Consider the following 13,056-nt stretch of genomic DNA (forward strand, 5'->3'; position numbering starts at 1 on the left):
ACCCCCACGACAGGAACGTGACGCGATGCCCCAGGTGGACCCCGAGCTGTTCGACCGCGGCCAGTTCCAGGCGGAACTGGCCCTCAAGGCGAGCCCCATCGCCGCCTTCAAGAAAGCCATCCGCCAGGCCGGCGAGGTGCTCGACAAGCGTTTCCGCAGTGGCAGCGAAATCCGCCCACTGATCGAGGCCCGCGCCTGGCTCGTCGACAACATCTTGCAACAGGCCTGGAACCAGTTCGACTGGGGTGACCAGAGCGGCATCGCCCTGGTCGCGGTCGGTGGCTACGGGCGCGGTGAGCTGCACCCGCATTCGGACATCGACCTGCTGATCCTGCTGGGTGCTGCCGAACACGAGCAGTACCGCGACGCCATAGAGAGGTTTCTCACCCTGCTGTGGGACATCGGCCTGGAAGTGGGCCAGAGCGTGCGCACCGTCGACGAATGCGCCGAGCAGGCCCGCGCCGACCTGACGGTCATCACCAACCTGATGGAAAGCCGCACCATTGCCGGCCCCGAGGCTCTGCGCCAACGCATGCTTGAGGTGACCAGCACTGCGCACATGTGGCCGAGCAAGGACTTCTTCCTGGCCAAGCGCGCCGAACTCAAGGCCCGCCACCACAAGTACAACGACACCGAGTACAACCTCGAACCCAATGTGAAAGGTTCACCCGGTGGCCTGCGCGACATCCAGACGGTGCTGTGGGTGGCCCGCCGCCAGTACGGCACCCTCAACCTGCACGCGCTGGCCGGCGAAGGTTTCCTGCTGGAAAGCGAGAACGAGCTGCTGGCCTCGTCCCAGGACTTCCTGTGGAAGGTGCGCTACGCCTTGCATATGCTGGCCGGGCGCGCCGAGGACCGCCTGCTGTTCGACCACCAGCGCAGCATCGCCGCGCTGCTGGGCTACAGCGACGACAACCCCAAGCGGGCGATCGAGCAGTTCATGCAGCAGTACTATCGGGTGGTGATGAGCATCAGCCAGCTGTGCGACCTGATCATCCAGCATTTCGAGGAGGTCATCCTCGCCGATGACGACAGCGGCACCACCCAGCCGCTGAATGCGCGCTTCCGCCTGCATGATGGCTATATAGAGGCAGTCAGGCCGAACGTGTTCAGGCGCACACCGTTCGCCATGCTGGAAATCTTCGTGCTGATGGCTCAGCATCCCGAGATCAAGGGCGTACGCGCCGATACAGTGCGGCTGCTGCGCGAACACCGGCACCTGATCGACGACACTTTCCGCACCGATATCCGCAACACCAGCCTGTTCATCGAGCTGTTCAAGTGTGAAATCGGTATCCACCGCAACCTGCGGCGGATGAACCGCTACGGCATCCTTGGCCGCTATCTGCCGGAGTTCGGCCTGATCGTCGGGCAGATGCAGCACGACCTGTTCCACATCTATACGGTCGATGCGCACACCCTCAACCTCATCAAGCACCTGCGCAAGCTGCAATACACCCCGGTGTCCGAGAAATTCCCGCTGGCCAGCAAGCTCATGGGCCGCCTGCCCAAGCCCGAGCTGATCTACCTGGCCGGCCTGTATCACGACATCGGCAAGGGCCGCCAGGGCGACCATTCCGAGCTGGGTGCGGTGGATGCGCAGAAGTTCTGCGAGCGCCACCAGTTGCCGGCCTGGGACAGCCGGCTGATCGTCTGGCTAGTGCTGAACCACCTGGTGATGTCGACCACCGCCCAGCGCAAGGACCTGTCCGACCCTCAGGTAATCAACGATTTTGCCCTGCACGTGGGCGACGAGACACGCCTGGACTACCTGTACGTGCTGACCGTGGCCGATATCAACGCCACCAACCCCAGCCTGTGGAACTCGTGGCGGGCCAGCCTGCTGCGCCAGCTGTACACCGAGACCAAACGCGCCCTGCGCCGAGGCCTGGAAAACCCGCTGGACCGCGAAGAGCAGATTCGCCAGACCCAATCGGCGGCGCTGGATATCCTGGTGCGCGAAGGCACCGACCCAGACGATGTCGAGCAGCTGTGGTCGCAGCTGGGGGATGACTACTTCCTCAAGCACACCGCTGCCGACGTGGCCTGGCACAGTGACGCGATCCTCCAGCAGCCAGCCGATGGCGGGCCGCTGGTGCTGATCAAGGAAACCACCCAGCGCGAATTCGAAGGTGGCACGCAGATCTTCATCTATGCCCCCGACCAGCACGACTTCTTCGCCGTGACCGTGGCGGCGATGTCGCAGTTGAACCTGAACATTCATGACGCGCGGATCATCACCTCGAGCAGCCAGTTCACCCTCGATACCTACATCGTGCTGGACAACGACGGCGGCTCGATCGGCGACAACCCGCAGCGGGTCAAGCAGATTCGCGACGGCCTGACCGAAGCGCTGCGCAACCCCGAGGACTACCCGACCATCATCCAGCGCCGGGTACCGCGCCAGCTCAAGCATTTTGACTTCCCGCCACAGGTGACCATCCTCAACGATGCCCAGCGGCCGGTGACCATCCTCGAAATCACCGCACCTGACCGCCCTGGCCTGCTGGCCCGGCTGGGGCGGATCTTCCTGGAGTTCGACCTGTCGCTGCAAAACGCCAAGATCGCCACCCTCGGCGAGCGGGTGGAAGACGTGTTCTTCATCACCGATGCCGACAACCAGCCGCTGTCCGACCCGCAACTGTGCAGCCGACTGCAGGAAGCCATCGTCCAGCAGCTGCAGGCCGGCCAGGCCAGCGATGCCAGCCCTACCCGCGTGACCTTTTAACGATTAGACGATTGACGAGACCTTGCGCCGATGAACCATGCCTTGACCCAGCTTCAGCCCTACCCGTTCGAAAAACTCCGCGCCCTGCTGGGCAGCGTGAAGCCTGCGGCGGACAAGCGCGCCATCGCGCTGTCGATCGGTGAGCCGAAGCACGAATCGCCGGTGTTCGTCGCCCAGGCCATGGCCGACAACCTCGACAAGCTGGCAGTGTACCCAAGCACCATCGGCCTGCCCGCCCTGCGCCAGGCCATTGGCCAGTGGTGCGAGCGGCGCTTCGGCGTACCGGCCGGCTGGCTGGATGCCGACCGCCACATCCTGCCGGTCAACGGCACCCGTGAAGCGCTGTTCGCCTTCACCCAGGCCGTGGTCAACCGCGCCGATGACGGCCTGGTGGTCAGCCCCAACCCGTTCTACCAGATCTACGAAGGCGCAGCGCTGCTGGCCGGTGCCACCCCGCACTATCTGCCATGCCTGGAAAGCAACGGCTTCAACCCCGACTTCGACGCCGTGCCGGCTGAAGTGTGGAAGCGTTGCCAGATCCTGTTCCTGTGCTCGCCGGGCAACCCCACCGGCGCACTGGTGCCGATGGACACCCTGAAGAAGCTGATTGCCCTGGCCGACGAACATGACTTCGTGATTGCCGCCGACGAGTGCTACAGCGAGCTGTACTTCGACGAGGATGCCCCGCCACCAGGCCTGCTGACTGCCTGTGCGGAACTGGGCCGCAGCGACTTCAAGCGCTGCGTGGTATTCCACAGCCTGTCCAAGCGCTCCAACCTGCCGGGCCTGCGCTCGGGCTTCGTCGCCGGTGACGCCGAGATCATCAAGCCGTTCCTGCTGTACCGTACCTACCACGGCTGCGCCATGCCGGTACAAACCCAGCTGGCCAGTATCGCTGCCTGGCAGGACGAGGCGCATGTGCGTGAGAACCGCGACCAGTACCGCGCCAAGTACGACGCCGTGCTGGATATCCTGCAGCCGGTGCTGGATGTGCAACGCCCGGATGGCAGCTTCTACCTGTGGGCCAAGGTACCCGGCAGCGATGCCGAGTTCACCCGCGACCTGTTCGAGGCCCAGCATGTGACGGTGGTACCGGGGTCGTACCTGTCGCGTGAAGTGGATGGCGTGAACCCGGGCGCCGGGCGTGTGCGCATGGCACTGGTTGCACCGCTGGCCGAGTGTATCGAAGCGGCGGAGCGGATTCGCGAATTCCTGCAGAACCGCTGATTCGACAGGGGCCGTACAACTCTCGAGTGTTGTGCAGTACCTGTAGGAGCGGGTTTACCCGCGAACACCGGCACAGCCGGTGCCATGCACCGCGTCGCCTGATTCGCGGGTAAACCCGCTCCCACAGGGCCGCAAAGCGGCCCCTTGGGGTCTACCTGACTGACCCCAGGTTTGCTTCACTCATATCCAGCTCACCCAGCACCTGCCTCACCACTTCATCCCCCACCAGATGCTGGCGATGCAGTTCATACAGCTCCAGCCGCTGGGCCCGCAGCGCCCGCAGGCGCAAACGCCGCTCCAGCAGGTCCATCTGCTCGGCCAGAGCCTTGGCTTCGGCACTGTCGTTGTAGCTGTCCAGCTCATCGCGGTATTCCGCCATCAAGCGCGCCTTCAACTCGGTCGCCAGGGTCGCCTGGGCGGCATCCTGCGGCGCATTGCTGTCGATCACTTCCTCTGCCTCCAGTGCATGGATCGCCGCCTCGGCCGTGCGTCGCCAGGCCTCCTGCACCTCCTGGTGCAAGCGCTCGTCCGGGCTCTTGGTCACCCCGCGCAGCAACAGCGGCAGCGCGATACAGGCGCTGATCAATGACAACAGGATCACACCGGCCGCAATGAAGATCAGCAAGTCACGCTCCGGGAAGGCCTTGCCTGCTCCCATCAGCAATGGGATCGACATTACACCGGCCAGGGTGACCGCACCGCGCACACCACCCAGGGTCAGCAACCAGCAGGAGCGCGCCGTGGGCATCAGCACCAGCGCCGGCTTGCCGCGCCAGCGGCGTACCACACCGATCGAGCGCCAGATGCTCTGGACCCAGATGAACCGCAGCAAGATCAGCGCCACAAAGATCGCCACCACATCCAGACAGCGCCAGGCCAAGGTCGGCCAGACGGTGGGTTCATGGCTGACCACGGCCTTGATGATGTCCGGCAACTGCAGGCCCAGCAGCAGGAAGATCAGGCCGTTGAAAGCGAACTCCAGCAGCGACCACACACTGCGGTTGAGCAGGCGCGTGCTGGTCTGCCGTGGCAGCAGGTCGAGCCAGCTCTGCATCATGCCGGCGGCCACCGCCGAAAGGATGCCGGACACGCCCAGGCGCTCGGCCAGCACGTAGGCAGCGAACGGCAGCAGCAACATGAACACCACGTGGGTGGCCGGGTCGTCCCAGCCGCGAGCGATCATCCAGGCACGCAGGCGGCCGATCAGCCAGCTCAGGGCCACGCCCACCGCCAGGCCGCCCAGGGCGACCAGTACGAAGCTGAAGCTCGCGTCGGTCAGCGAGAACACCCCGGTGATCGCCGCCGCCAGGGCGAACTTGAAGGTCACCAGGCCCGAGGCATCGTTCATCAGGGCCTCGCCCTGGAGCATGTGCATCAGCGGGGTGGGCAGGCGGTCCTGGGTAATGGCCGAAACCGCCACGGCGTCGGTTGGCGACAACACTGCGGCCAGGGCGAAGGCCACGGGCAGCGGGATGCTCGGCAGCAGCCAGTGAATGAAGTAACCGGCCCCGACCACGGTAAACAGTACAAGCCCCACGGCCAGCGCCACCACCGGCCCACGAATGCGCCACAACTCGCGCTTGGGAATGCGCCAGCCGTCGGCGAACAGCAACGGCGGCAGGAACAGGAACAGGAACAGCTCGGGGTCCAGTGCCACATGCAGGCCCAGTGTCGGCCAAGCGAGCAAGGCACCGGCGGCGATCTGTACCAGCGGCAAGGGCAGCGGAATCATGCGGCCGACCAGCTTCGACACGCTGACCAGCGTCAGCAGGATGAGGACGGTGTAGGCGGACTGCATCCGGGAAAGCTTCCTTTGTGAACCAGAAACGACAACAGGGCGAAACATCGCCATTGAAACAATATGTTAGCGGCGGTGGGCGATTCGGGGCCGCTGCACGATAGTCGCAGGTGGTGGATGAATATGTAACATGATGATACTTGGGCTTGATGACGGCGTAGGCTCGACCCCTTATCGCCCAGCAGATGCATGCCTTGAGCCTTGCAGTGTGTCGGAGACCGAGCGCCGCCCGCGCGGCGCTCGGTCTCCGACACACTGCAAGACCCAAGACATGCACACCCGTGGCGCTCACAGGATCGTTCCCGCATAATCCCGCGACTGAAATCGGAAAACGGAGAAATTGGGGCAGCCTGTGACCCCAATGCACACAATGACCTACACGCTCTACGGCATTAAAGCCTGTGACACCATGAAAAAGGCACGTACCTGGCTCGAAGACCAGGCCATCGCCTACGAATTCCACGACTACAAGGCCCAAGGCATCGACCGTGACAGCCTGAACCGCTGGTGCGAGGAACACGGCTGGGAAGTCATCCTCAACCGTGCCGGCACCACCTTCCGCAAGCTGGACGACGCCAGCAAGGCCGACCTCGACCAAGCCAAGGCCGTCGAGCTGATGCTGGCCCAGCCGTCGATGATCAAGCGCCCGGTGCTCGACCTTGGCGCGCGTACCCTGGTCGGCTTCAAGCCCGACCTGTACGCCGCTGCCCTGGCCTGAGCCCCTACCCTATTTCGCACGAGGTAATCACATGTCCAATACCCTGTTCAGCCTGGCCTTCGGTGTCGGCTCCCAGAACCGCCAGGGCGCCTGGCTGGAAGTGTTCTACGCACAACCGCTGCTCAACCCGAGCGCCGAACTGGTCGCTGCAGTAGCCCCTGTTCTCGGTTACCAAGGTGGCAACCAGGCCATCGCCTTCAGCAACGCCCAGGCCGCGCAACTGGCCGAAGCCGTGAAAGGTGTGGATGCCACCCAAGCCGCCCTGCTGACCCGCCTGGCCGAAAGCCACAAGCCGCTGGTCGCCACCCTGCTGGCCGAAGACGCCGCGCTGACCTCGACGCCAGAGGCCTACCTCAAGCTGCACCTGCTGTCGCACCGCCTGGTCAAGCCGCACGGCGTGAGCCTGGCTGGCATCTTCCCGCTGCTGCCGAACGTGGCCTGGACCAACCAGGGCGCGGTCGATCTGGCCGAACTCGCCGAACTGCAACTGGAAGCGCGCCTGAAGGGTGAGCTGCTGGAAGTGTTCTCGGTGGACAAGTTCCCGAAAATGACCGACTACGTGGTCCCGGCCGGCGTGCGTATCGCCGACACTGCCCGCGTGCGCCTGGGCGCCTACATCGGCGAAGGCACCACCATCATGCACGAAGGCTTCGTCAACTTTAACGCTGGCACCGAAGGCCCGGGCATGATCGAAGGCCGCGTTTCCGCTGGCGTATTCGTCGGCAAGGGCTCGGACCTGGGCGGCGGCTGCTCGACCATGGGCACCTTGTCCGGTGGCGGCAACATCGTCATCAAGGTTGGCGAAGGCTGCCTGATCGGCGCCAACGCCGGTATCGGCATTCCGCTGGGCGACCGCAACACCGTCGAAGCCGGCCTGTACATCACCGCCGGTACCAAGGTGAACCTGCTGGACGAGAACAACCAGCTGGTCAAAGTGGTCAAGGCCCGCGACCTGGCCGGCCAGACCGACCTGCTGTTCCGCCGTAACTCGCTGAACGGCGCGGTGGAGTGCAAGACCCACAAGTCGGCCATCGAGCTGAACGAGGCGCTGCACGCGCACAACTGAGAACCCTTCAACCGCTGCCGGAGCGAGCTTGCTCGCGAACAGCGGATTCTCAGCGTTTGAAATGTTAAGATCGGGTCTGGCACCACGCCAGACCCGATTTTCATTCCAGGCCCCGCGACCATGTTTCAGCCCTCCCCCTGGCGTGCCGATTTTCCCGCCATCGCCGCCCTGCAACGGCAGCACCAGACCTACCTGGACAGCGCCGCCACTACCCAGAAGCCGCAAGCCCTGCTCGATGCCCTGAGCCATTACTACGGCCATGGCGCAGCCAACGTGCACCGTGCCCAGCACTTGCCCGGCGCACTGGCGACCCAGGCCTTCGAAACCAGCCGCGACAAGGTTGCCGCCTGGCTCAATGCGCCGGACTCGCGGCAGATCATCTTCACCCACGGCGCCACTTCGGCGCTGAACCTGCTGGCCTATGGCCTGGAACACCGCTTCGAGGCCGGTGACGAAATTGCCGTCAGTGCCCTGGAGCACCATGCCAACCTGCTGCCCTGGCAACAGCTGGCGCGTCGACGCAACCTGCGTCTGGTGGTGCTGCCGCTGGATGCCCATGGCCGCATCGACCTGGACCAGGCGCTGCAACTGATCGGCCCGCGCACCCGGGTGCTGGCGGTGAGCCAGCTGTCCAACGTGCTAGGCACATGGCAACCCTTACCGGCACTGCTGGCCCACGCCCGCTCCCAAGGCGCGCTGACCGTGGTCGATGGTGCCCAGGGCGTGGTGCATGGCCGCCATGATGTGCAGCAGCTTGGCTGCGACTTCTATGTGTTCTCCAGTCACAAGCTGTACGGCCCGGAAGGCGTGGGCGTGCTGTACGGCCGCAGCCAGGCGCTGGAGCTGCTGCACCATTGGCAGTTCGGCGGCGAGATGGTGCAACTGGCCGAGTACCACAGCGCCAGCTTCCGCCCGGCGCCGCTGGGATTCGAGGCTGGCACGCCACCGATCGCCGGGGTGATCGGCCTGGGTGCGACCCTGGACTACCTGGCCAGCCTAGATGGCCAGGCACTCGAAGCCCATGAAACCAGCCTGCACCAGCACCTGCTGCGCGGCCTGGCAGACCGCGATGGCGTGCGCATCCTGGGGACGCCACAGGCGGCCCTTGCCAGTTTCGTCATCGAAGGCGTGCACAACGCCGACATCGCCCACCTGCTGACCGAGCAAGGCATTGCCGTGCGTGCCGGGCACCACTGTGCGATGCCGCTGCTGAAGGGCTTGGGCCTGGAGGGCGCGATCCGCGTGTCATTGGGGCTGTATAACGACAGCGATGACTTGCAGCGTTTCTTCGAGGCGTTGGATCAAGGCCTGGAGCTGTTGCGATGACCTTGCCCGATCAGGCACGCCAGGCGCTGGAAGCTTTCGAGCAGGGCAAGGGTTGGGAACAGCGTGCGCGGCTGCTGATGCAGTGGGGCGATCGGCTGGAACCGCTGGCTGATACTGAAAAGACCGAGGCCAACCGGGTGCATGGCTGCGAAAGCCTGGTATGGCTGGTGGCCGAGCAGGCCGAGGGTTTGTGGAGGTTCAAGGCCAGCAGCGATGCACGCCTGTTGCGCGGGCTGCTGGCGTTGTTGCTGGTGCGGGTGCAGGGGTTGGCCAGTGAAGAACTTGCCGGGCTCGATCTGCGTGAGTGGTTCACTCAACTTGGCCTGGAGCGCCAGCTTTCGCCGTCGCGCAGCAACGGGCTGCATGCAGTGTTGCAGCGGATGGCAGAGCTGGCGTCCAACTGTTGAATCGGTGCTGGCTTCTTCGCGGGCTCGCCCGCTGCCACAGGATCTTCACCTTTCTTGAGAGAGATGCAGTACCTGTGGTAACGGGCAAGCCCGCGAAGAAGCCCACGCGGTCTATTCAGGCTTGACCCGCTCTGAAGGCCGCCGCGCCCCCGCTACCAGTTTTTCCACCGCCTTGCTCGCCGCCACCATGCCAAAGGTCGCGGTCACCATCATCACCGCGCCAAAGCCACCCGAGCAGTCCAGCCGCACGCCCTCGCCCACGAAGCTTTTCTGCAGGCAAACGCTGCCATCGCCCTTGGGGTAGCGCAGCTGTTCACTTGAGAACACGCATGGCACGCCATAGTTGCGGCTGACATTGCGCGAGAAGTTGTAGTCGCGGCGCAGGGTGGAACGCACCCGCGAGGCCAGCGGGTCGTTGAAGGTCTTGTTCAGGTCGGCGATCTGGATCTGTGTCGGGTCGATCTGCCCACCGGCGCCCCCCGTGGTGACGATGGCGATCTTGCGCCGCCGACACCAGGCTATCAGCGCCGCCTTGGCCATGACGCTGTCGATGCAGTCGATCACACAGTCGAGGTTTTCGGTGATGTACTCGACCATGGTGTCGCGGGTGACGAAGTCAGCGACAGCATGCACCGTACACCCCGGGTTGATCGCCCGCAGGCGCTCGGCCATGACCTCGACCTTGGGCCGCCCCACCTGCCCTTCCAAGGCATGGGCCTGGCGGTTGGTGTTGCTGACGCACACATCGTCAAGGTCGAACAGGGTGATCTCGCCCACGCCACTGCGTGCCAGCGCTTCCGCCGCCCACGAGCCTACCCCGCCAATACCGACCACGGCCACATGGGCCTGGCCCAGACGGTGCAACCCCTGGTCGCCATACAGCCGGGCAACGCCGGCGAAGCGTGGATCTTCTGTGCTCATGTTCATACCCCAAAAAACCGGCGCGCATTATATGCCAGCGGGCCCATGGCCTGCATCGTTAGGAAAGAGACTACCAACCCTGCTTTAATGTCCTATCACTTCGACACATATGGACGACAATGTCTTCACGTAAATTCGGCCTGAACCTGGTCGTGGTCCTGGCCATCGCCGCGTTGTTCACCGGGTTCTGGGCACTGATCAACCGCCCGGTCTCCGCCCCCGCCTGGCCAGAGCAGATCTCTGGCTTCTCGTATTCACCGTTCCGCCTGGGCGAAAGCCCGCAGAAGGGCCAGTACCCCAGTGACGACGAGATGCGCCAGGACCTGGAACAGTTGAGCAAACTGACCGACAGCATCCGGATCTACACCGTGGAGGGCACCCAGGCGGATATCCCGCGCCTGGCCGAGGAATTCGGCCTGCGGGTGACGCTGGGCATCTGGATCAGCCCGGACCTGGAGCGCAACGAACGCGAAATCGCCACGGCCATCCAGCTGGCCAACACCTCGCGCAGCGTGGTGCGGGTGGTGGTCGGCAACGAGGCGCTGTTCCGCGAAGAAGTCACCCCGGAAAACCTGATCAAGTACCTGGACCGGGTACGCGCAGCGGTCAAGGTGCCGGTGACCACCAGTGAGCAATGGCACATCTGGAAGGAAAACCCGCAGCTGGCCAAGCACGTCGACCTGATTGCCGCGCACATCCTGCCGTACTGGGAGTTCGTGCCAATGAAGGATTCGGTCGAGTTCGTGCTCGACCGTGCCCGCGAGCTGAAGCACCAGTTCCCGCGCAAACCCCTGCTGCTGTCGGAAGTCGGCTGGCCGAGCAACGGCCGCATGCGCGGCGGCGCCGATGCCACCCAGGCTGACCAGGCCATCTACCTGCGTACCCTGGTCAACACCCTCAACCGCCGTGGTTACAATTACTTCGTCATCGAAGCCTACGACCAGCCGTGGAAGGCCAGCGACGAAGGCTCGGTAGGCGCCTACTGGGGCGTGTACAACGCCGAACGCCAGCAGAAATTCAACTTTGACGGCCCGGTGGTGGCGATCCCACAATGGCGCGCCCTGGCGGTGGCCTCGGTAGTGCTGGCGATGATCGCCCTGATGGTACTGTTCATCGACGGTTCGGCCCTGCGCCAGCGCGGCCGCACCTTCCTGACCTTCATCACCTTCCTGTGCGGGTCGGTGCTGGTATGGATCGCCTACGACTACAGCCAGCAATACAGCACCTGGTTCAGCCTGACCGTAGGCGTGCTGCTTGCCCTCGGCGCGCTGGGCGTGTTCATCGTGCTGCTGACCGAGGCCCACGAACTGGCCGAGGCAGTATGGATACACAAGCGCCGGCGCGAATTCCTGCCGGTGCAGGCCGATAGCGCCTACCGGCCCAAGGTATCGGTGCATGTGCCGTGCTACAACGAGCCGCCGGAGATGGTCAAACAGACCCTTGATGCACTGGCCGCGCTGGATTACCCAGACTACGAAGTGCTGGTGATCGACAACAACACCAAGGACCCGGCCGTGTGGGAGCCGCTCAAGGCCCATTGCGAGAAGCTCGGCGAGCGCTTCAGGTTCTTCCACGTCGCGCCCCTGGCCGGCTTCAAGGGCGGCGCACTGAACTACCTGATCCCGCATACCGCCAAGGACGCCGAAGTGATCGCGGTGATCGACTCGGACTACTGCGTCGACCGCAACTGGCTCAAGCACATGGTGCCGCACTTCGCCGACCCGAAGATTGCCGTGGTGCAGTCGCCGCAGGACTACCGCGACCAGGACGAAAGCGCCTTCAAGAAGCTGTGCTACAGCGAGTACAAGGGCTTCTTCCACATCGGCATGGTCACCCGCAACGACCGTGACGCGATCATCCAGCACGGTACCATGACCATGACCCGCCGCAGCGTGCTGGAAGAGCTGGGCTGGGCCGAGTGGTGCATCTGCGAGGACGCCGAACTGGGCTTGCGGGTATTCGAGAAGGGCCTGTCGGCCGCCTATGCCCACAACAGCTACGGCAAGGGCCTGATGCCCGACACCTTCATCGACTTCAAGAAGCAACGCTTCCGCTGGGCCTACGGCGCCATCCAGATCATCAAGCACCACGCCAGCGCCCTGCTGCGCGGCAAGGGCAGCGAGCTGACCCGCGGCCAGCGCTACCACTTCCTGGCCGGCTGGCTGCCGTGGATCGCCGATGGCATGAACATCTTCTTCACCATCGGCGCGCTGCTGTGGTCGGCGGCGATGATCATCGTGCCGCACCGGGTCGACCCACCGCTGATGATTTTTGCCATTCCGCCGCTGGCACTGTTCTTCTTCAAGGTCGGCAAGATCATCTTCCTCTACCGCCGCGCGGTAGGGGTGAACCTGAAAGATGCCTTTGCTGCGGCGCTGGCCGGGCTGGCACTGTCGCATACCATCGCCAAGGCGGTGCTGTACGGGTTCTTCACCAGCAGCATGCCGTTCTTCCGCACACCGAAGAACGCCGACAGCCACGGGCTGCTGGTGGCGATTTCCGAGGCGCGGGAAGAGCTGTTCATCATGTTGCTGCTGTGGGGCGCAGCGCTGGGCATCTACCTGGTACAGGGGCTGCCGAGTTCGGACATGCGCTTCTGGGTGGCGATGTTGCTGGTGCAATCGTTGCCTTATGTGGCGGCGCTGGTGATGGCGTTCCTGTCTTCGCTGCCCAAGCCTGGGGAAAAGGCCGCCGAGCCGCAGCAGGCCTGAGATTGCCGGGGGCGCTTTGCGCCCCTATCGCGACACAAGGCCGCTCCTACAGGGGATCGCATCCCGTCAGATATGGCGAGATCGCCTGTAGGAGCGGCCTTGTGTCGCGATGGGCCGCAAAGCGGCCCCATTGGCCTGACGGTTTGATATAAGA

The 13,056-nt window shown here is 64.2% G+C and carries 9 protein-coding genes; 7 read left to right on the forward strand and 2 right to left on the reverse strand.

What is annotated here, in order from left to right:
• The first annotated feature begins 25 nt into the window (after window positions 1-25).
• Both RR51_RS23180 and dapC read left to right on the forward strand, forming a co-directional pair.
• Complete coding sequence (locus tag RR51_RS23180; RefSeq protein ID WP_023662319.1) at window positions 26-2,728, forward strand: [protein-PII] uridylyltransferase; 2,703 nt, start codon at window positions 26-28, stop codon at window positions 2,726-2,728.
• A gap of 30 nt (window positions 2,729-2,758) precedes the next feature.
• Window positions 2,759-3,955 (forward strand): succinyldiaminopimelate transaminase, encoded by a 1,197-nt coding sequence (dapC, locus tag RR51_RS23185; protein ID WP_039614798.1) that lies wholly within the window; start codon window positions 2,759-2,761, stop codon window positions 3,953-3,955.
• A 151-nt stretch (window positions 3,956-4,106) separates the two neighbouring features.
• Here the strand turns inward: dapC and RR51_RS23190 are convergent, their stop codons facing one another.
• A complete protein-coding gene (locus tag RR51_RS23190) occupies window positions 4,107-5,753 on the reverse strand; it encodes a Na+/H+ antiporter (RefSeq protein WP_013971247.1) in 1,647 nt (548 codons plus the stop codon).
• A 370-nt stretch (window positions 5,754-6,123) separates the two neighbouring features.
• Between RR51_RS23190 and RR51_RS23195 the strand changes: the two genes are divergently transcribed.
• From RR51_RS23195 to RR51_RS23210, 4 genes are all read left to right on the forward strand, one after another.
• Window positions 6,124-6,471 carry an ArsC family reductase gene (locus RR51_RS23195; RefSeq protein WP_013971246.1) on the forward strand — a complete coding sequence of 116 codons (348 nt, stop codon included), beginning with the start codon at window positions 6,124-6,126 and terminating at the stop codon, window positions 6,469-6,471.
• Between the two features lie 31 nt (window positions 6,472-6,502).
• A complete protein-coding gene (gene dapD / locus RR51_RS23200) occupies window positions 6,503-7,537 on the forward strand; it encodes a 2,3,4,5-tetrahydropyridine-2,6-dicarboxylate N-succinyltransferase (RefSeq protein WP_013971245.1) in 1,035 nt (344 codons plus the stop codon).
• Between the two features lie 120 nt (window positions 7,538-7,657).
• Complete coding sequence (locus RR51_RS23205) at window positions 7,658-8,863, forward strand: cysteine desulfurase (protein WP_039614799.1); 1,206 nt, start codon at window positions 7,658-7,660, stop codon at window positions 8,861-8,863.
• Complete coding sequence (locus RR51_RS23210) at window positions 8,860-9,270, forward strand: SufE family protein (RefSeq protein ID WP_039614800.1); 411 nt, start codon at window positions 8,860-8,862, stop codon at window positions 9,268-9,270. Before RR51_RS23205 ends, RR51_RS23210 begins: the two co-directional genes overlap by 4 nt.
• Window positions 9,271-9,381: 111 nt before the next feature.
• Here RR51_RS23210 and tcdA read toward each other — a convergent pair whose 3' ends face one another.
• Entirely contained in the window at window positions 9,382-10,191 is an 810-nt protein-coding gene (gene tcdA / locus RR51_RS23215) for a tRNA cyclic N6-threonylcarbamoyladenosine(37) synthase TcdA (protein WP_161795758.1), read from the reverse strand.
• A gap of 119 nt (window positions 10,192-10,310) precedes the next feature.
• Here tcdA and RR51_RS23220 point away from each other — a divergent pair, with 119 nt between their 5' ends.
• Window positions 10,311-12,902 carry a glycosyltransferase gene (locus RR51_RS23220; protein ID WP_039614801.1) on the forward strand — a complete coding sequence of 864 codons (2,592 nt, stop codon included), beginning with the start codon at window positions 10,311-10,313 and terminating at the stop codon, window positions 12,900-12,902.
• The last annotated feature ends 154 nt before the right edge of the window (window positions 12,903-13,056 follow it).

The organism is Pseudomonas sp. C5pp (assembly GCF_000814065.1).
Taxonomy (GTDB): domain Bacteria; phylum Pseudomonadota; class Gammaproteobacteria; order Pseudomonadales; family Pseudomonadaceae; genus Aquipseudomonas; species Aquipseudomonas asiatica.